This window comes from Alistipes sp. ZOR0009, assembly GCF_000798815.1.
Classification (GTDB): Bacteria; Bacteroidota; Bacteroidia; order Bacteroidales; family ZOR0009; genus Acetobacteroides.
This window is the reverse complement of the sequence record NZ_JTLD01000002.1, coordinates 58,081-78,208: the sequence shown is the minus strand read 5'-3', so window position 1 is coordinate 78,208 and position 20,128 is coordinate 58,081. Positions and strand designations below refer to the sequence as shown.

The 20,128-nt window shown below is 46.3% G+C and carries 20 protein-coding genes; 9 read left to right on the top strand and 11 right to left on the bottom strand.

Features of this window, described 5'->3' with window-relative positions; genetic code table 11:
* Positions 1–14: 14 nt before the first annotated feature.
* Positions 15–179, bottom strand: coding sequence for a hypothetical protein (locus L990_RS19780; protein WP_156121254.1), 165 nt, complete (start codon positions 177–179; stop codon positions 15–17).
* A 131-nt stretch (positions 180–310) separates the two neighbouring features.
* Between L990_RS19780 and L990_RS00505 the strand changes: the two genes are divergently transcribed.
* The 5 genes from L990_RS00505 (at position 311) to L990_RS00485 (ending at position 6,035) form a co-directional block, all read left to right on the top strand.
* Entirely contained in the window at positions 311–2,176 is a 1,866-nt protein-coding gene (locus L990_RS00505) for an alpha-amylase family protein (RefSeq protein WP_047444399.1), read from the top strand.
* A gap of 473 nt (positions 2,177–2,649) precedes the next feature.
* Positions 2,650–4,053: an MATE family efflux transporter gene (locus L990_RS00500; protein ID WP_052180617.1), complete on the top strand. Its 1,404-nt coding sequence runs from the start codon at positions 2,650–2,652 to the stop codon at positions 4,051–4,053.
* A gap of 138 nt (positions 4,054–4,191) precedes the next feature.
* A complete protein-coding gene (locus tag L990_RS00495) occupies positions 4,192–4,710 on the top strand; it encodes an RNA polymerase sigma factor (RefSeq protein WP_047444397.1) in 519 nt (172 codons plus the stop codon).
* 17 nt (positions 4,711–4,727) lie between these two features.
* Entirely contained in the window at positions 4,728–5,333 is a 606-nt protein-coding gene (locus tag L990_RS00490; protein ID WP_047444395.1) for a hypothetical protein, read from the top strand.
* A 6-nt stretch (positions 5,334–5,339) separates the two neighbouring features.
* Entirely contained in the window at positions 5,340–6,035 is a 696-nt protein-coding gene (locus L990_RS00485; RefSeq protein WP_047444393.1) for a hypothetical protein, read from the top strand.
* Positions 6,036–6,159: 124 nt separating this feature from the next.
* Here the strand turns inward: L990_RS00485 and L990_RS00480 are convergent, their stop codons facing one another.
* The 7 genes from L990_RS00480 to L990_RS00455 all read right to left on the bottom strand — a co-directional run bounded on the left by L990_RS00480 (position 6,160) and on the right by L990_RS00455 (position 12,324).
* Positions 6,160–6,939, bottom strand: a complete 780-nt coding sequence (locus L990_RS00480; RefSeq protein ID WP_047444391.1) for a class I SAM-dependent methyltransferase — start codon at positions 6,937–6,939, stop codon at positions 6,160–6,162.
* Positions 6,940–7,152: 213 nt separating this feature from the next.
* Positions 7,153–8,841: an ankyrin repeat domain-containing protein gene (locus L990_RS00475; protein WP_047444388.1), complete on the bottom strand. Its 1,689-nt coding sequence runs from the start codon at positions 8,839–8,841 to the stop codon at positions 7,153–7,155.
* Between the two features lie 269 nt (positions 8,842–9,110).
* Positions 9,111–10,199, bottom strand: a complete 1,089-nt coding sequence (locus tag L990_RS00470) for a DUF2971 domain-containing protein (RefSeq protein WP_047444386.1) — start codon at positions 10,197–10,199, stop codon at positions 9,111–9,113.
* 12 nt (positions 10,200–10,211) lie between these two features.
* On the bottom strand, positions 10,212–10,565 hold the full coding sequence (locus L990_RS00465; protein WP_052180616.1) for a hypothetical protein: 354 nt from the start codon (positions 10,563–10,565) through the stop codon (positions 10,212–10,214).
* A 24-nt stretch (positions 10,566–10,589) separates the two neighbouring features.
* Positions 10,590–10,910: a hypothetical protein gene (locus tag L990_RS00460; protein WP_052180615.1), complete on the bottom strand. Its 321-nt coding sequence runs from the start codon at positions 10,908–10,910 to the stop codon at positions 10,590–10,592.
* A gap of 265 nt (positions 10,911–11,175) precedes the next feature.
* Positions 11,176–11,448 carry a hypothetical protein gene (locus L990_RS19775; RefSeq protein WP_156121252.1) on the bottom strand — a complete coding sequence of 91 codons (273 nt, stop codon included), beginning with the start codon at positions 11,446–11,448 and terminating at the stop codon, positions 11,176–11,178.
* A gap of 177 nt (positions 11,449–11,625) precedes the next feature.
* A complete protein-coding gene (locus tag L990_RS00455) occupies positions 11,626–12,324 on the bottom strand; it encodes a formyltransferase family protein (RefSeq protein ID WP_047444384.1) in 699 nt (232 codons plus the stop codon).
* A 224-nt stretch (positions 12,325–12,548) separates the two neighbouring features.
* Between L990_RS00455 and L990_RS00450 the strand changes: the two genes are divergently transcribed.
* From L990_RS00450 to L990_RS00435, 4 genes are all read left to right on the top strand, one after another.
* Positions 12,549–13,121 (top strand): RNA polymerase sigma factor, encoded by a 573-nt coding sequence (locus L990_RS00450; protein ID WP_052180614.1) that lies wholly within the window; start codon positions 12,549–12,551, stop codon positions 13,119–13,121.
* Positions 13,122–13,233: 112 nt separating this feature from the next.
* Positions 13,234–14,184: a FecR family protein gene (locus L990_RS18930; RefSeq protein WP_052180613.1), complete on the top strand. Its 951-nt coding sequence runs from the start codon at positions 13,234–13,236 to the stop codon at positions 14,182–14,184.
* Between the two features lie 3 nt (positions 14,185–14,187).
* On the top strand, positions 14,188–16,827 hold the full coding sequence (locus L990_RS00440; protein ID WP_052180612.1) for a TonB-dependent receptor: 2,640 nt from the start codon (positions 14,188–14,190) through the stop codon (positions 16,825–16,827).
* Positions 16,828–16,830: 3 nt separating this feature from the next.
* Complete coding sequence (locus L990_RS00435) at positions 16,831–17,703, top strand: DUF4249 domain-containing protein (protein WP_047444383.1); 873 nt, start codon at positions 16,831–16,833, stop codon at positions 17,701–17,703.
* A gap of 121 nt (positions 17,704–17,824) precedes the next feature.
* On the opposite strand, the gene L990_RS00430 is transcribed toward L990_RS00435, so the two are convergent.
* The 3 genes from L990_RS00430 to L990_RS00420 all read right to left on the bottom strand — a co-directional run bounded on the left by L990_RS00430 (position 17,825) and on the right by L990_RS00420 (position 20,054).
* Positions 17,825–18,553: a hypothetical protein gene (locus tag L990_RS00430; protein WP_047444381.1), complete on the bottom strand. Its 729-nt coding sequence runs from the start codon at positions 18,551–18,553 to the stop codon at positions 17,825–17,827.
* A gap of 123 nt (positions 18,554–18,676) precedes the next feature.
* Positions 18,677–19,678: a bile acid:sodium symporter family protein gene (locus L990_RS00425; RefSeq protein WP_047444379.1), complete on the bottom strand. Its 1,002-nt coding sequence runs from the start codon at positions 19,676–19,678 to the stop codon at positions 18,677–18,679.
* 31 nt (positions 19,679–19,709) lie between these two features.
* Positions 19,710–20,054 (bottom strand): hypothetical protein, encoded by a 345-nt coding sequence (locus L990_RS00420; RefSeq protein WP_047444377.1) that lies wholly within the window; start codon positions 20,052–20,054, stop codon positions 19,710–19,712.
* Between the last annotated feature and the right edge of the window lie 74 nt (positions 20,055–20,128).

Sequence of the window (20,128 nt, the reverse complement as noted above, 5' to 3'; positions counted from 1 at the left end):
GAACATAATGCCCCCTAAGCAGGAAGAAACCTGCTAGGGGGCATTACATTTATAGAAGAACCAACCACTACTCCGGCAAGATTGCCACTCCAAACATCGAAGCAAAAGTAGGCACCACCTCGCCGCCTTACCACCACGCTCCTATAGCGGCCGTTTACACCGCCAATCCATACATTCATCCTGCAACAGAAGGCGTATGTCCAGTACAGCTGGCTTTTTGATGCTTTTTTTGGTTATTTAGTAAGCTAAAGCACTGGATTAAAGAGCATCCATTGTTATAACTTGCAGTTAGAGTAACAAAATCATAATCATGATAAAAAAATCGACTATAGGAGCAGGATTGGGTGTAGCACTAATGGCTACAGCAAGTCCACATGCCAATGCCCAACAAGCAGAGGCAGCCAAAGCTACCACCCCTAAAAAGGAGGTGGTTTACCAAGTTTTCACACGGCTTTTCGGAAACGACAACACCACCAACAAGCCTTGGGGAACTATAGAGGAAAACGGCGTTGGCAAGTTTAACGACATTAACGACAAGGCACTTCAGGAAATTAAAAACCTTGGTATTACCTACATCTGGTACACAGGCGTTCCGCATCATGCGGTGGTTACCGATTACACCAAGTACGGAATCTCGAAAGACGATCCAGATGTGGTAAAAGGTCGTGCTGGATCTCCCTATGCAGTTAAGGACTACTATAACGTAGATCCAGATATGGCCGTAAACGTAGAAAACCGCCTGCAGGAGTTTAAGGCTCTTATTGCCCGCACCCACAAGCACGGCATGAAGGTGCTGATTGATATCGTACCCAACCACGTTGCCCGCCACTATGCGAGCTCCATCTTCCCCGAAAGAGATTTTGGCCGCAACGATATCACAACCATGGAATATCGTAGAGACAACAACTTCTACTATATCCCCGGACAGCAATTTTTGGTTCCAAATCCTCGCGATGGCTACAAGCCCCTAGGTGGCGAAGCCCATCCAATGGTAGACGGTAAGTTCTTTGAATTTCCTGCTAAATGGACAGGCAACGGCTCGCGCCTAGCACAACCCGACCACTGGGACTGGTACGAGACGGTAAAGATCAACTACGGTATCCGCCCCGATGGCTCTAAGGATTTCCCCGAGCTGCCTGCTGGGTTTGATAACAAATCGTGGAAAGAGCACTACGAGTTTTGGAAGGGTAAGGATGTTCCAGATTCATGGTACAAGTTCCGCGACATCGCCCTGTACTGGACCAACATGGGGGTAGATGGCTTCCGCTTCGATATGGCAGAGATGGTTCCCTACGAGTTTTGGAGTTTCATGAACTCGTCCATCAAAAACATGAACCCCGACGCCTTCCTTTTGGCCGAAGTTTACAACCCCAAGCAGTACCGCAACTACATCCACCTCGGAAAAATGGACTACCTATACGACAAGGTGGAACTTTACGATACGCTTAAAAATGTTATCCAAGGCCGAGGTAATACCGACCATATTGTTGGTATTCAAAACGGCTTAGCCGACATTGAGCACCACATGCTTCACTTTCTCGATAACCACGACGAGCAGCGCGTTGCCAGCCCAGAGTTTGCCGGTGACGCCCGCAAGGGAATGCCCATGATGGTCATCTCGACCACCATCAGCACCGCACCAGCCATGGTTTACTTTGGACAGGAGCTTGGCGAAGATGGTTCGGAAAATATGGGCTTTGGACACCACTCTCGCACCACCATCTTCGACTATGCCAGCGTGCCAACCATCGTTCGCTGGCGTAACGGCGGTAAGTACGATGGCGGACAGCTTACCAAGCAGGAAAAGGAGCTACGCGATTTCTACAAGCGTCTGCTCAACTTCAGCATCGGCAGCGATGCGCTAATGGGTAAGTATGCCGAAATTCAAACCATCAACCGCAACGAAACTAAGGGATATGACAAAAACCTCTTTTCGTTTGTGCGCTGGAGCAACAAGCAAAAGCTCATCATCGTATCTAACCTAGATGCCAAGCAGAACAGCCAATTTAACCTTACCGTTCCTGCCAGCATCATTAGCCAATGGGGATTAAAGAATGGCTCCTACAAAATGAAGGACGCCCTATATGGCAAATCGGCAACGCTCAAGGTTAGCAACGGAGTAGGAACAGTACAGGTAAGCATCGCCCCTCTAGAATCGTTTATCTACGAAATGTAAAAGAATTTTAGCTATAAATTCCACCGAAAAATCCCAATAGTGAAAAATCTATTGGGATTTTTTGCTTACCCAACTACCAAAAACCATAATTTTGTAGCCGTATACAAATTTTTAAAACACCTACTACGATGAAGATGTCGGTCCGCTGCTAACGCTCGAATAGGGACATTTCAAAGAACACGTAATCCTTTCCTCAAAGGGGATTCAAACCACCCCTCCTCGAACGTTACTTTCCAGTCAAAGTACTTCAGCAATACCTCTCAGAACATTGCGCTGATAGATACTTTTAGGCTATTCATTAGCCTTCATTTGTTTTCCCACTTTTACATGCGCTAAGCATGTAGATTATTCTGTCGTATTCTGTTTTAGGCTATACGCTGTATTGCCAGCAGAACTATACCGTACAGCCTGTATGCTGCAGGATGCAAATCCTATGCGCTACAGCTTTGTCGCATTTATAGCAATAGCAAACCATGACTTTTCAACAAAATTTTACGCAGCAGTACAATAAGCCTGGTGGAATGCGAGAGCTGCTTTACCTCGCTCTTCCCATGATAATATCAACATCGTGCGATGGCATTATGACCTTTACCGACCGGCTCTTTCTGGCACGTGTTAGCCCCGAGCAGATGAACGCCTCGCTAGGTGGTGGCGTTTCGCTTCAGGTTATCATGTTCTTCTTTGTGGGGCTTATTGGCTACTCTACCGCCCTCGTTGCCCAGTATTTTGGAGCCAACGAACGGGCCAACTCCGCAAAAACATCGTTCCAAGCAATGCTGCTGGCGCTGGTAGCGTGGCCTTTCCTAGTCGCTTTTATTCCGTTTGCCGACGGTATTTTCCGATGGGCCAACATTCCCGAAGCCCAAATAGACTACCAAGTTCAATACCTCAGCATCCTTGCCTGGGGCTCCGTTTTTGGGCTACTTAGGTATGCGCTTGGATGCTACTTTACAGGCATTGGCAAAACCAAGGTTGTTATGAGGGCTACCATCGTTGCCATGGTGGTGAACGTTGTTCTTGACTACATACTGATATTTGGCAAGTTCGGTTTTCCGGCCATGGAAATACGTGGAGCAGCCATTGCAACTATCACAGGATCGTTCTGCGCCGTATGCGTGCTGCTGGTATCGTACTTTGGTGCCGAAAACCGCAGGGAGTTTCATATTCGGGAGTCGTTCCACTTTAGCTCGAAGATTATGAAAAAGCTCCTCTACTACGGCTACCCAGCAGGCTTGGAGATGTTTCTTAACTTCCTAGCCTTTTCGGCTATGATCTCCCTATTCCACGGCAGAGGCGAGGTTGCCGCAACCGCCTCAACCATCATGTTTAACTGGGATTTAGTTTCCTTCATCCCCCTACTGGGAATAGAAATTGCCGTAACCAGCTTGGTAGGAAGGTACATGGGTGCTGGCAGGCCACAGGTTGCGCATAGGGCAGCCCTATCGGCCATCAAAACGGGGCTATTTTACTCTGTGGTCATTTTAGCGCTATTTGTTGCCATACCCGAAACGCTTACGCGCACCTTTGCGCCAGCCGTGCCGTCGTCCATATTCGAGCAGGCAGTACCTATTGCCACTACAATGATCCGAATTGCCGCACTCTACGTGCTGCTGGAAGCATTAATGACAGCCATTGTTGGCGCACTAAGAGGTGCTGGCGATACGCACTTTACCATGATTGCCTCCGTTAGCGCACACTGGATTTTTGTACCAATACTTTACCTGTCGCTTAACGTTTTCCACCTATCGGTTACGCTAAGCTGGTTTCTTCTGGTGCTCTTCTTCTTTGCATTCTGCTACGTGCTCTACCGCCGATTCCGCAGCGGCAAATGGAAGAAGATTAAGGTTATCGAAAAGGAAGTGGCCATGGAGAGATAGCGTATCCCCCACACTCCACCACGCGCGCAGCTGCCTGTGGTGGATTTTTTTAGAAAAAAGCAACCGCCTCCGTAACATTTTACACCTTTGGCATCCAATAGGGGTAAAAAGATTTGAGGACCTTCTAAATCCTAAGAAATGGGAGATGAAAAAAGGCTTTTCGAGGAGCTATTCCGACAAAACCGCGACCGAATATTCCGCCTCTGCTGCCTGTACACCGGCAATGCAGACCAGCGCAACGACCTGATGCAGGATATCTTTATCCGCGTATGGGAAAACCTAGGCTCGTACCGTGGCGAAGCTGCCATGAGCACCTGGATATACCGCATTGCGCTAAACACCTGCCTCACCCACGTGCGGAGCCTAAAGCGAGGGCTGCAGACGCGATCGATACCCGAAGGTTTCGACCTGCTGGATACCGAGCCGCCTACCAGCACCGAGCCCAACATCGAGCAGCTTATCCGCTGCATCAACCAGCTCGACCCCTCGGATAGAACCATCATCGGCCTATACCTCGAAGATATATCGCAGCGCGAGATGTCCGAAATCTTAGGAATTACAGAAGGTAACGTACGGGTAAAAGTACACCGCATTAAGCAACGTCTTACCGAAATTGCCGCCGCCGAGTTTCCTTCAGCCATGCAGAATGCCGTTTAATACTAAAAATGCAACCCATGAATATTGACGATCTAAAAAATAGCTTCCAGTCGCTAGCATATAAGGGCGACGAAAACGTAAACCTCGAATTCACCCGTAAGGTGGAGGGCATTGTGGAACGTGTTCGCAAGGAGGACCGCCGCGATAAGATGATTCTTGCAGCCGCAAGCATCCTGATGGTCACCTTTGCCGCCATATACGCCATTGTGGGGATTATGGAGTATATCGAAAAACCCGACAGCTCGGCCTGGTGGGGATATGGGCTATACGTTTTAGGCATCCTATCCGTGCTACCCATTTTTAGGTATAAGTACAAGAAGATTGGCGCCTCGGACTACAACGCACCTGTTGCGCAATTTATAGCCGATGTCGAAAAGAAGTTTGCCTTCTTTCCCAAGGAGTACGCCATTGCCCTTATCCCATTTCTGATCCTTAGCGATGTCTCACTCGTCTACATACGGGCGGGCGCCCACGCACCAACGCTTACCAACGTGCTCGAAAGCCAAATACCCCTTGTTTTGGGGCTTGGACTTGGACTTATCATTGCAGCCATTATGTGGTACACCCAAAAGCTACCGATACTCGAGGAGCTGCGCGCCATTAAGGCAAGCATCACCAAATAGCACCACATGATTGTAAAAATGAACCCCACAAGGAATAACCACCAAACAGCAACCCCAATGGTATCAGCAGCAGCAGCCATAAAAGAGCAGGATCGTCGTTTTATCCGATCGCTATACATGCTAATGGCCTACTTCGGCATTAGCCTAGTGGGAAAGGCGATAGCCATTACCGCAGGCTACTCCGAAACGTCCACCCTTAAGGGGCTGGGAGTAGATGTAGCTTTTGCCCTACTCTTTGTGGTAGGTATACCCATCATGCTGGTAGAGATTCGCACCCTAAAAAGGGTCGACTACACCCTACCCCACGACGAGTTTACCACCCAAACCATCAAGCGATACAGCTTCGGCAGGAAATCCTCGCTGCTGGGTGTGGCGATAGTTGGGGGTCTCATTGCAACCATGCTGCTTACCGATGGCCAAAGGCAGGTCCTACAGCCATCCTTCCTGGGGGCATGGGTTCGGCAGCACGCCGCCATTCTGGCTGGCATTACCGCTGGCATAGCGTTGGGCATTCTGGTCTGCCATTTGCGCCGACAGAACATAGTTAGAATGCTTACACAAACCAACCATCAAGATGGCCCGAAAAGTAAGAATAGCGTTAGCCACCATTGCGCTCATCATGCTGATAATCTCGGCAGCATACGTGGACTACCAAAATCCAACATGGAAAGCCAACCGAATGGCCTACATGAACATGATTAGCATGGCCTGCTCATTTACCACCATGCTACTATCCAACCGCTACGAGCGGCAGCAGAAAGATAGGCACCCCAAACAATAGCTTAACCCAACCCCGCAGACGGCACACGTATTGCGGGGTTTTTCGTTACTGGGCCGCCAGCACGCAGTAGCAGGTGGAGCAGATATAGTCGCGCAGAAAGGGGATGCCGCCCCACCTCAACGGGTTGGCCGCAAGCCCAAAGCGCACCTGCCGCTGCGGGTTATGCAGGTAGAAGTCGCTCCGAACCACCTGGTAGTTCATCCGCCTAATCCACCCCAAGAATCGCTGAAAGCACAACCGCTGGCTGCGCGCCTGCATCAGCGCCTCGATGCAGGCCGTGCTCTCGCCAGCCCACCCCAGCAGCCGTCGGTACAGCTGGCCCGGCAGCAGGTGCACCACCGGAATCCAGCGCAGGGCGCTACAGCACCGCTGGCGATGCTCCTCGAAGGGCTTCCACCACGAGGCGATGCTCACAAACAGGGTACCCGAAGGGGCCAGCAGCTGGCGCAGCCGCTGCAGCAGCACCTGCTGGTTGGCAACCACCTCGAGCTTATCGCGTAGTATAATCAGATCAAAAGGCGCTGTCTGGGTTGGATCGAGATCGTAGACGCTGCCGCATAGCAGCGTGAGGTTGGCCTGGTGGCGATGCCCGGCAAAGAAGTGGCGGGCGCACTCCACCTGGTAGCGCGCCAAATCGAGGCCCAACACCTCGCAGCCCCTATCCAAAAAGGGCTTTAGGCTACCACCACCGCCGCAGCCCACCTCCAGCACCCGCAGGCGCCCCCTGCCCTGCAGGCTGCCTGCCACGCTGGGCAAAATAAACCTTTCCGATACGGCAGCCTGCTCTGCAAAGTAGGCTGCGCGGGTACAATACCGTTCGTGCATAGCTAGTCGATTTTAAATAGCCACCCAACGGTGGCTACCTACCATACGCCTCCACACCTGCCAAACGCTGCACCCGCAAAATAAAAAAGGGGAAAGTTCCCTTTCCCCAAGTATTTCAATAGGTATGTTTCTTCGATGCGCTCCCCCCTGCGAAGCTAAACGATCCGAGCCCCGTGCGTTTAATTTAAACTTCGGCTAGCGAGGGTGGCGATTTTATGACCACAGTCTTTTCCACCAAGGCAATTGTTTTTTATTTATACGAACATTCAGATCAGAACTATTGCCGCCATTACTTTTATACTTTGTTATGCCCTTTTTGATTTTCTCAATCTCTATAGAGATTATCTCTGAAGGTGTTCTAATTATAATTGAGTTAAGTTTATTACTCAACTTAATCTCTCTGATTTCAGACTTCAAATCTAATTCTGTCTGATTCACTAATTCTCCTGTCAATGAGTATAGTATTATTTTTTTACCTTTTGCAAGCGCGATGAAATTATCATCAATAAAAATTAAATCACTTAGGTCATGCTCCGAAGTAAATTTAGATATGTCGATTGACCAATCAGTTTTAACCTCTTCACCTTGTACCTCACAAAGAGATAGAAATTTTGGAAATGAAACCGCAAATTTGGTTCCTGATTTATTAAACCCAAAACCTTCTGAGGAATTATTCCACTCGATGAAAAAAGTGTGGACATGTTTCAATTCATACTGTTCAGAAAACGTGTAAATGCTGTGATATGTCTCTTGGTCATAACAATAAGTAGATACTAAATTTTCATCCTTATTGATAAACGGAAATAACACACCGTTATCCATAGTGTGTTTCATAAGTATATTAAATTCTAAGTCTAGAATATAGCTTGTCCAACCATCACTTGATAAATATATTTTCTTCCTCGGAAGAAATGTGATTTGGTCTAATTTCGCTTCATAGAAATTAATTGACTCCAATAATTCGAATGTTCTTGAATCTACTTTTAGAAGTTTATTGTCCAAAGTAGGAATAATTATGTTATTAGACTCATCAAATGTAAAATTGCGAATAGTGGGCAAATCAATACTTATTCCATTAATAGCATTAAATTGATTATCTTTAGATATGTATCTTAAGAGCTTTGATGATTCGGTTAAAGCAATAATTTCATCCTTTTCAACTGGATGTTCAGAGAAAAAATATATTTGCTCAAATGATAGTGATTCTGGTTCTTGAATTTTTGTTATCTGATGGGAAGTAAGTTCAGGATAATTTTCCTGTAAGTGTTGAATAATTTTTTCCCTAGCTCCTTGTTGAGCCAGAACATATGGAGTACGATTACTACTATCTTTATTCCATCTTGCTCCTTTTTTAAATGCAAATTCAAAAACTTCCACATCATCTGCCCATGCTTTACTATGTAATATTGAACTTCTATTTTTATCTGTTAGAGTTATATCAATATTATGATTTAAATAAACTTCAAGTGCTTTTATAGAATGGCAATTCAAAAATTGGGGCTCATCCAAGTTTATTTTGGCTCCCCTTGTCAATAGTTCGTTAATAATCTCTGTTCTATCATCACGAGTCGCCATGTCCAATTCTCTATCATTCATTGTTGCACCTGAATCCAATAGTAATATTGCAATTTCAAGTGTTTTCGACCAACACAATGGAGTAGCATAAACACCATTTCTTTCAGCGTTAATTTCAGCACCATTTTCAATCAGATATTTTGTCATCTCAAAATTGCCAAATTCAGCAGCTGTATGAAGAGGAGTATGATCCATCCAACCCTTTAAATTTATTTCTTCTGGGTGATACTCCAAATGCTTAATAGCATCAATGTTTTGATGATTCTTGATGAATTCAAAAACCTTAGGAGTTTTATTAAAATCAGTTTGATAAATATTTTCTTTCATTTTTCCTCAATTGGGCATAACATCTATGGTATACGCTGCTAGCTGCGATTATTTCCGCATTACCTGCAGTTCCCTCTAAGGAGGATACCGTTTCGAAGGTAGCCAAAATCTGACAACCTTAAACAGTGTTACGTTTGTTTTTGTGTAAGAATCGAAATGCATCTGCTGTCGTCCACTTAAACGCTTGGAAAAATGGACACCCATCAGCTGTTTTCTATTTCCAGAACCTCGGAAGTCCACACCCATCAGCTGTTTTCCATTTTCAGCAGCTAGGAGCCCACCTCCGCTATCAATTGAAAAAAGTCGTTATTATGCTGCTTCATCTTGTAGTAAGCAACTTCTTCTCCCAATATTTTTTTAATGCAATTAATATCTCTTTCAGTGCATTTCATCCCAAAGTAGATAGCCTCTACCTTACCATGATCTCCCAAAGGCAAATTTTTATAGTTGTCATTACAGTTCGGATCGTAATGTAGCAGCCTCACCTCATTCTCATAAGACCAGCAGCTATTTTTTGTCGCTAAGAACTCCTGCGGTCTAAATTTACTTTTTTCATTGTTCAGAGAGTAGTCATCCTTATACTCAACATCAAGAATTAATGTCGGACAGTCTTGGGTTGGGGCCAGAAATTCGGAGTTAAACTTATATTTAATACACACACCTCTATGTCCGTTGGCATAATGCCCCCACATCAAAAGATTTTTATATTCTGGTAATGCATTTTCATTTTTTACCCTCCCGCTCAAGTTCTTGTTACAAACAAAGCATCCTACTTTAAAATAACCATAAGCCTTCTTAGCAGCAGTGGTGTCAAAAATATCAGATCTTGCATCCATAATAGGAAAGAATGGACAATCAACAGGATCATTAAAAACACTGGGACTAGCAACTGTAATATCCCGATTCGACAAATTTTGCAATAAGAATGTATCTATTTTTCTATAACAGTAGTAATAGTTATCATTTGCTATTTTTTGTTGTTTTAAACCCAAAGTCATTATAGATTTTTTAAACGCCTCAAAAGCTCCTTCTAAATCTTCATTTTTCGATTTAGCAAAACCTAACATAGAATAGAATCGATGAAACTCTTGAATTTCTTCCGAATTTAAGTCAACCTTATTCTCCATTAAACCAATATATCTTAAAATGAATTTTTCTGCATTTTCAAAATCGTTCTTACGATAGTAATACTTTGCAAAAAATGAATTTAAACCTAAAACAAAAAAATCAGAAGATAACTTACCGTCATAGATTTTCAATGTTTCAAAAGCAGAATTCCAATCTTCATCCTTAGTTGTTTCTTTTAATTGCTCAAAGACATTCAACGATATTCTACTAAACTCTTCATCCAAACTCATTCGATCTCAATTTTAGTTTATATGTTGCTGCCAAGCTAGCAAAAAAAGAGCAAAGCTGGTTAGCAATCCCATCAGCTGTTTTCTATTTCCAGCAGCTCGGAAGTCTACACCCATCAGCTGTTTTCCATTTCCAGAAGTTCGGAAGCCCACACCCATCAGCTGTTTTCTATTTCCAGCAGCTCGGAAGCCCACACCCATCAGCTGTTTTTCATTTCCAGAAGCTCGGAAGTCCACACCCATCAGCTGTTTTCCATTTCCAGAAGCTAGGAAGTCCACACCCATCAGCTGTTTTCCATTTCCAGAAGCTAGGAAGTCCACACCCATCAGCTGTTTTCCTTTTCCAGCAGCTCCGAAGCCCACACCCATCAGCTGTTTTCTATTTCCAGCAGCTTAGAAGCCGACACCTATCAGCTGTTTTCCATTTCCAGAAGCTCGGAAGTCCACACCCATCAGCTGTTTTCCATTTTCAGCAGCTCGGAAGCCCACACCCATCAGCTGTTTTCCATTTCCAGCAGCTCGGAAGCCCACACCCATCAGCTGTTTTTCATTTCCAGCAGCTCGGAAGCCCACACACATCAGCTGTTTTCCATTCCCAGAAGCTAGGAAGCCGGGAGCCACCAAGATTTTGGGGTTAGTGAACCACATCGTTCGGGTTAGGAAACCGCAACGTTTAGGTTGGTGGACCGCATCGTTGGGGTTGGTCAACCCCATCGTTGCGTCGAATTATATAAAGCTTCGCCTACAGCAACCCCAACGTTGGGGTTAGGGAACCCAAACCGAGGCATGTTTTGGCGAAACGTTGCCTTAAGTTGACGAACCGATGGGGTTAGCTAACCCCTCGGTTGTGGTTGTTTGACGGAACGATGGGGTAAACTGACGGAACGATGGCTATCGGAACCACAACGGTTCGTCGCGGAACCACAACGTTGGGGTTAGGGAACCACATCGTTCGGGTTAGGGAACCACAACGTTGGGGTTAGGGAACCACATCGTTGGGCTTGATGGACCACAACGTTGGGGTTGGTGGACCACAACGTTGGGGTTGGGGAACCACATCGTTGGGGTTGATGGACCACAACGTTGGGGTTGGGGAACCACATCGTTGGGGTTGATGGACCACATCGTTGGGGTTGGGGAACCACATCGTTGGGGTTAGGGAACCTAAACGGAGGGGTTCTGAACGTACTCCGTTAGGCGAACTGCTAAGCGGTTCGACAGACGCAAAGGTGCCTGCTGCACAAAGGTTCATCAAGCGCACCGTAGAGACGCATTGTATGCGTTTCCCTGCTACTTAAGTTCGACGGAATTGCAACCGAAGCACGAAATGCGAGTTCAGCGTAGCTAAATTCCTCCGAGCCTCGTGCGTCTAATTTAAGCTTCGGCTAGCGTAAAACGCATTATATGCGTCTCCCATTAATGGCGCATTCTACTGGCTTCGGTAGGAACCCGATTTTTTTCTTATCTCCTCAAACCTGCTCATCATTACCAGCTCGTAGTTTTGGGGCATCCGCCTATTGGCCGCATACCTACCATCGGCCAACGATTCGCATTTAGCGTGGTTGCCCTCAATCAGGCTAATCGAATTTACGAGCATATCAATTTCGGCCTCATAAACCCTGTAGGCCACGTTATGGAACGAATCCTCGAAGTAAACGGGGATAATCCTTCGTTCGATAAGCTCGCCCTCGTCTACTTTATCAGAAATATAGTGGGTTGTTACTCCTATGGGCTGCCCGTTGTAGATTGCCCACTTAAAGGCATCTAACCCTTTTACGTTGGGTAGATATCCCGGATGAGAGTTGACTATCTTATGGTTTAAGGCTAGCTCGTTGGGCAGTATCCCAGCCCCTGCAACCAGAATATGCCGAAACGGCCTACTGGAGAAGAAGTGGTTTAGGCCCTCGGCATCAACCCGCGAGAACGGTAGCTTAAGCCGTTGGGCCAGCTCGTGGGCGGTGATATTTACGCACCCCGATGGCCGATGGTTAAATATGGGCTCGAACCTTCTCCTTGCTACCCAAGGAATGGCAATTAGGTGAATTTCGGAATACCCGTTAAGCATTAGCTGGGTTACCAAATCCTGTGTCTTACGATGCGGCGCATCGTAGGTAATAACTCCGATCATAATTTCACTGTATATGGATTAATAAATACTGCCAACCTTGGTGTGCCATAGGCCATTGATCGAGATATTTTGCCGAAGCATTTTACCATACGTATAGCACCCGCCCAAACGCTGCACCCGAAGTAAAATCATCCAATAAATGGTAGGAGATCAACGCTAACTCATCCCCGTTTGACGGAAAAAACTATCTTTGCACGATTAAATAAAAAATGTAGAGGGGGCAGATGGAACGGAACTTACTTTGGAGCAGGTTCAAGGAGGGCGACTCTACGGCCTTCGAGACCATATACAGCAGCTACGTAGACGATTTGCTGATCTACGGCAGCCGGTTTACCAAGGATTCTACCTTGGTCGAGGATTCCATCCACGATCTGTTTGTACGTATCTACGAACGTAGGGAGCATCTTAATACCCCCCAGTCAATAAAGGCATACCTCTACTCCTCGCTTCGTCGCGAGATTCTGCATCGGGCCGACCGCCGCGAAATGCCTCAGGACGAGATTCAGGAGTCGCACTTCCAGCTCGACATCGACGTGGAGCAGGCCATCATCAGCTCGGAGCTTAACAAGGAGCAGCTTTCGCTAATCCAAGAAACCCTTGCTGTGCTGAGCGACCGCCAGCGCGAGGTAATCTACCTGAGCTTCTACAACAACCTCTCGCACGACGAGATTGCGCAGGTGCTGGGCATCAACAACCAGTCGGTACGCAACCTGCTTTCGCAGGGGCTTAAGCGAATGAGGGAGGGTACAGAGCTGCCTGTAGCGGTTATTGTGCTGCTGCTACCCAAGCTTTTTTAGAGCTATCCAATAAAAAACAACCATTACCCGCATATTTTTTAATCATTTTTTGTCTAACAACCGAGTACAATACGGAAAAGACAAGCTCTAAAAAGTATAACGCATCGCTACGATGAATAGAGAAGACAAAAATAAGCTGCTAGAGAACAAGGAATTTATCCTGTGGCTCTATACGCCAACGGAAGATAGCCCGTGGAGCCGTTGGTATACCGAGTCGGCGCACAACCGCCAGCTGGCCGACGAGCTGCGCGAAGAGCTACGCCTCCTACCGCTAGCCAATCCAGCTGTAAACGATCAGGTGCGCGATCGTATTCGCACGCGCATACAGACCTCCATATCGCAACGCCAACCTAACCGATTTATCAAGGTGCTAAAATGGAGCGCCGCCGCAGTGATGGTAGGTGCTGCCGCCATCTCGATGCTTGCCCTTAACGGCAAGAAAACGGTAGTGGTGGGTACAGGCCAGCAGCTAAGCGTGGTGCTACCCGACGGCTCGCAGGCAAAGCTCAACTCCGGAACCACCATCAGCTACAACACCTTCCTATGGAAGCTCTCGCCTAAGGTGAAGCTCGAGGGAGAAGGCTACTTCTACGGAAAGCATACCAAGGGATTCGACGTAGCCACCAAAGCTGGAGAGGTAACCGTGCTGGGCACTCGATTTAACGTGTACAGCCGCAACGACAGCTACCGCGTACACTGTTTCCAAGGGTTAATTAGCGTAGGTATCAGCGGACAAAAGGATAAGCTTAAGCTCGCAGCAGGGCAAACCCTCTCGGCCGATCTTAAGAACAACAAGGTGACGCTGGCCAGCATCAGCTTCCCTGCCCCCTCGTGGACGACAGGCGAATTCTACTACGACAAGGTGCTGTTTAAGGATGTGCTCTCGGAGCTCGAGCGCCAGTTTGGGGTAAGCTTCGAAAACAAGGAAAGGTTCGATAGCCTCACCTACTCCGGATACTTCAACACCAAGAATATTGACATAGCCTTTAAGATGACGCTGCAGCCAATGGGAATCAGCTACAAATCGGTAAACAGCCACGTGGTACTATCAGCAAAAGAGTAAAACATGCATCAACATAAACGGGGAAAAGGAGCGCAGGTGCTCCTTGTTCCCTTTATACTGCTACTTTTTTTGTTTGGGGGGATAAAAACCCGAGCCCAGCAGCGGGTAACCCAGCACTTCGCCCAGGTTACCCTCACCCAAGCCCTTAAATCCATCTCGAAAAAATATAACGTACAAATAGCCTACAACCCCAGCCTCACCGATAAAGTAAAGGTTAACGTAAACATCGAAAACAAAAACGTAGAGGAGGCGCTGCAGCAGCTCACCCAAAAAACTGGCTTTAAGATTATCCGCGTAGAGGCGCACTCGTTCATACTCGAAGAGGTGAAAGCCCCGGTAAGGCCACCCACACCCACGAAAAAAAAAAAGTACACCATTAGCGGCTACCTATCGCAGGATGGAAGCAGCGAAAAGCTCATAGCCGCAACGGTTGCCGTTAAGGGGCAGCCCATAGGAACAAGCACCAACGAATTTGGCTTTTACAGCATCACGCTGGAGGAGGGCAGCTACGAGCTGGCCTTTACTTTTGTAGGGTATCGACCACAAGTAAAGCAGATAGACCTAAAAGAAAACCTATCGCTCAACGTGAGCCTATCGCCCGGCCAGCTGCTGGAGGAGGTGGTGGTTAAAGGAAATAAGGAGCTGGACTTTCACTTCAAGCCGCAGATGAGCGCCAACACCATATCGATGGACTACGTAAAAAGTACCCCCATCCTTTTTGGCGAAGCCGACGTGCTAAAAACGCTGCAGCTGCTGCCCGGCGTAAAAACGGGCAACGAAGGCAGCGCGGGGATGTACATCAGAGGAGGTAGCCCCGACCAAAACCTCATACTGCTCGATGGGGTTCCCATCTACAATGCAGCGCACCTGCTGGGCTTCTTTTCGATCTTCAACGCCGATGCCATCAACAGCACCCAGCTGCTCAAAGGCGGATTCCCTGCCCGATTTGGCGAGCGGCTTTCTTCGGTTGTTGATATCCGCATGAAGGACGGAAACATGGAAAAGTACGAAGGCGAAGTTGCCCTCGGATTTATCTCGTCGAAGCTTAGCATAAACGGCCCGATAGTAAAAAACAGAACCTCCTTCATTGTGTCGGCTAGGCGCACCTACGCCGATCTGCTATTTAAAGCCCTATCGAGCGACAAATCGGGATATAACGAGATCCCGTCTGTCTACTTCTACGACATAAACGCCAAAATCAACCATAAATTTTCGGATAACGACCGCCTCTACCTGAGCCTGTACAAAGGGCGAGACGTGATGAGCTATAAGTACGAGGATAACTTTTCGATAAACGAGGTATCGTCAATAGAAAAGCTCAACTTCGGCATTAACTGGGGAAATGGAATTGCAGCCCTCCGCTGGAACCACATCTTCTCGCCGAAGCTTTTTGCCAACACAACGACAACATTTACCCGCTACAACTTTAGGATAAAGAACAGCTACACCCAAAAATCGGACGAGCCAGATAACAACCAGGATATAACCAGCCGCTTCCTTTCGGGTATTGATGACATTGGCGCCAAAATAGACTTCGACTACCTGCCATCTACCAAGCATACCATGAAATTTGGGGTGTCTGCAATATACCACATCTTTAGCCCTTCGGTTAGCGAGCAGATAATCACAGAACAGGGTACCGAAGATAAGGAGGTTGAGAACAAGCACATCTACGCCAAAGAGCTGGCGGCCTACTACGAAGACCAAATAAGGCTAACCTCTCGCCTTACCGGTAATTTTGGACTCCGAACATCGCTTTTTAATGTAGATAGCCACACCTACTGCTCCATAGAGCCAAGACTATCGCTAAGCTGGCTAACCTCCAACCGCTCCTCCATAAAGTTTTCATACGCCGAGATGTCGCAGTACCTACACTTTCTTACTTCGGGATCGCTATCGTTACCGTCTGACTTGTGGGTGCCAACCACCAAAAAGGTCAAGCCTCAACACTCGCGCCAAGTAGCCCTTGGCTACACGTATAACTTGGGCGATGTTCTTTTTAGCCTTGAAACCTACTACAAGCGCATGAATCGAATCATTGAGTATAAAGATGGAAGCATCTTCAACACAAGCGACGTTAACTGGGAAGACAAGGTTACTTCCGGAAAGGGAGATTGCTATGGAGCCGAGTTTCTTATCGAGAAAAAGGTTGGTAAGCTAACAGGATGGATTGGCTACACCCTAAGCTGGAGCGATAGAACTTTTAACGAGCTCAATTTTGGCAAAAAATTTCCCTACAGCTACGACCGCCGTCACGATGTAAGCATTACCTGCAACTACCAGTTTTCGCCTAAAATTGATGTTGGAGCCACTTGGGTTTACAGCACAGGACGCGCATACACCTTAGGAACCGACAACTATCCGGCCTACGAAGGAGACGTTAGCGGCACAGGCTCCAAAAATCAAGTAAGCTACATTAGCAACCGAAACAATGTGAGACTTCCCTCGTATCATCGCCTAGATTTTGGAGTAAACTTCCGAAAGAAAAAAAGATGGTACGAACGCACTTGGACGCTGGGTGTTTACAACGTTTACAACCGCCTAAACACCTTTTACGTGTACCCCAACTACGACAAAGGTACATTTACCACTGTGGGCTTATTTACCCTAATACCGTCTGTATCCTACAGCCTCAAATTTTAGACTATGAGTAGAAGTATCCGCATACCAATCGCTGCCGCTATTTTCTTTTCATTAAGCCTTACCCTCGGCTCCTGCGAAAAGGATGCCCAAATCTACCTTCCCAAAGGCGAAACTAAAATGGTAGTTAACGCGGGGATTACGGCCGACAGCCTACTAAAGATTTTTATAGGAAAGACAACTCCCCTATTCAACAATACGAGCACTAAATATATAGATAACGCCACGCCATTCCTCTATGTAGATGGAGAAATTGTGACGCTGAACAACATTGGAAAAGGGTACTACGTGTCAACAGAAAAAGCCCAAATGGGCAGCTTCTACGACGTTGAACTTTTTGAGGAAGGCTTTCCTACGGTTAGCGCCTCGACATACGTACCCAACTACCCTACCCTAGGAAATATAAGCGCGCGCAAAGCTACCTATGAAGGAGACGCCGTAATTCAGGTAACAGCAGAAATTATAGACACTGCAGATACGGAAGACTACTACATCCTGGAGGTTCGTGAAAAAGGAAGCTACTCGAGCTACTCCAACATTGGCATAACAACAAAAGATTTTGATTGCGAGAACAGCCTAGATGGAGTGTATGAAGCACAGCTTCTATTTCAGGATAGAAACTTCAACGGAAATACAAAAAGCATTATATTTTCATTTCTTGATAACGGGTATAGCAGCGGAGCCAACAACGCGACGCTAGAGGTGGTGCTTAAACGATGTACAGAAGAATTCTGGGAGTACAAGCGCACCTACTACCTGTACATGCAAACAGTCGACATTCCTGTAGTGCAACCAGTGCAGGTATTTACCAATGTAACAAACGGAGTAGGCATATTTGGAGGGTATACAAGCGTCACCAAAAGTATCAGCATAAAGTAAAAGGCGGTTTAATCAAATCGGAACCGGTTTAAAAGTAAAAGAGCAGGATTATCTCCTGCTCTTTGCTGTTTATATCAATCTAACTCTAAAGGCACCCATTTTATCTCGCAAGGCTCACAACCTACCACCTAGCCTCAGCAAACCTAAACGGGTTAAAAATTTCGGCATTTACAGCCACATTAGGCCGAACATTGAAGTAGCTTTCGACCATATAGAGCCGTCCGCTGTTTTTGTAGAACCTTATTTCCGTTGCTACAGGGCAGCCTTCCACATTTTCATACTTCGCAAACTCTACGCTGCGCGGATTGTCGCCCGTTTTATCAGACATCTTCAAAAACAGCAAAGTTTCCATATCAACCCAAAAACATTTGGTCTCAGAATTTCCAACCAGCCAGGCATTCCGACCTAGGCACATCGATCTCTCAATTTTGTTTAGGTTATATCCAATGCCTGCAATTCGAGGAATCATCACATCCGGAGCAACATTATTCACATCGAAGCCCAAAACCAGCAAATCGTGCACACGCTGCCTTTTACTCTTCAAAATCCCCTTCTCGTAGGTGTAAAGGCTATCTTTAGCAAACACCACTCCATTCCCACTTTCCCAGCTGCTGAATTTCAAAATAAGGTTACTCGGCGAGGAATAGGCCTCATGCCACACATCGGTGGATGTAACCGAATCATTCTGATAATTAAAAACTTTTTGAGAAAAGGTGAGCGTAGTATAAAACTTCTGATGGTTCTTTTCGTACATCTGACGAATCAAATCGCGCCCCGATGCTGGTAGTAGCTGAGCATGCCCTTCGTATGCTAGCAGCAGCAACACTGCGATGCCAAATCGTTTAAACATAGCGTTTCTGTTATGGTTTTGGTGGTGTAGTTACGGTACAAATTATTACGGACAATATACCAAAAATCCCTATCGAATCTATTCAATAGGGATATCTTAAGGCAAATCTAACATCTTATGCAGCTAATCAACTTCATCGCTCATTCGCTGAGCGATAAAACTCACGATAACGAGCTGCAATGCGTGGTAAACCATTATTGGTAGCAAAATAATTCCCAAACTTCCCATTCCCGAAAACAGGATGCTGGACATTACCGTTCCATGAACCAACGATTTCTTAGAACCACAAAACAGCGCCGTTATCCGATCTTCTCGACTAAAAACTAACGACTTCGAAGCAATGCTTATTAGCCCATAAACGAGGTAAAACAAAGCCACAACTCCGACAAACAAAACAACCAAGTTTACCCACGACAATTCTGAGAACAAGTTCTTAGAAAAAGACTCGCTGAACGACATGTAAACGATGGATAGAATTACGGATTGATCAAAAAGCTTCAACCCTTTAGAATGCGAAGCAGCCCATTTCCCCCAACGACGGTTAAGCATCATGCCAACAGCCACAGGAACTAGCACCTGACAAATGAGCTTTACCACAACACCAGACATGTCTGCCATCTGCATTGTTCCAGATGTCAAAATAAGCCCCATCCAAAGTGGTGTCACGAACACTCCAACCAAGCTGGAGATGCTGGCATTGAAAATTGCTGCTGGGATATTCCCTTTGGCAATCGAAACCATCACAACAGAAGAGGAAACGGTAGAAGGTAAAGCCGCCATAAAAAAGGCACCAACCCACAATAAGGAGGTAGATGGAGTTGAGAAAAGATGCATAGCAACCAAAACTACCAGAGGAAAGACTACAAAGGTAGCAGCCTGTACCACGGCATGAAGGCGTAGGTTTCCTAAATCACTTCGCAGCTTATCGGGACTTAGCTTAAGCCCATAAAAGAAAAATATAAGCGAAACACCTACGTCCGAAATTTTATCTAAATCTACAACTCCGCGGTAAACTCCAACCTGAGGCAAAAACCTACCAAGAAGAATCATCCCCAAAATTGCCAAAACAAAGTTATCGAACTTCGTTTTTTTAATTGAAGCCCATAGGCTTTTATGTACAGCCATTATCTCAATATTAAAAGTAGGATTTAAACCCTTAGTCCAACGGATCGAAGTTATAAATTCTGTCGTCGTCAACAGCAGCCCTACGACCAAAAGGCTCAACCTCCAACTTTACGATTTTAACCCCCAGGCTGCGACCTAGAATCCGTTCCTGCGCACTTGTATTGGCATCAACCAGCTCTCCTAATGCCATTTTCAACGGAAAATTTCCCTTTTTAAACAAAGGATTGGTGATAAATGTATTGCCAACCTCACGACTAATAACGTCTCCCTTTTCGGTTAAAAGAGCAAACGTAAAGGATTTAATGGTGTAGTAACGGTAGTTGACGTTAATCTTCTCTCGAATCTCTGGCTCCGATGTAATAAAGTTGTAGACCATAGCTTTTGGGTTTATGATTGAAAGATAAAAATAGCTATTTAATCAAAGCCATAAAAGCAAAAAGGCTCAAGCGA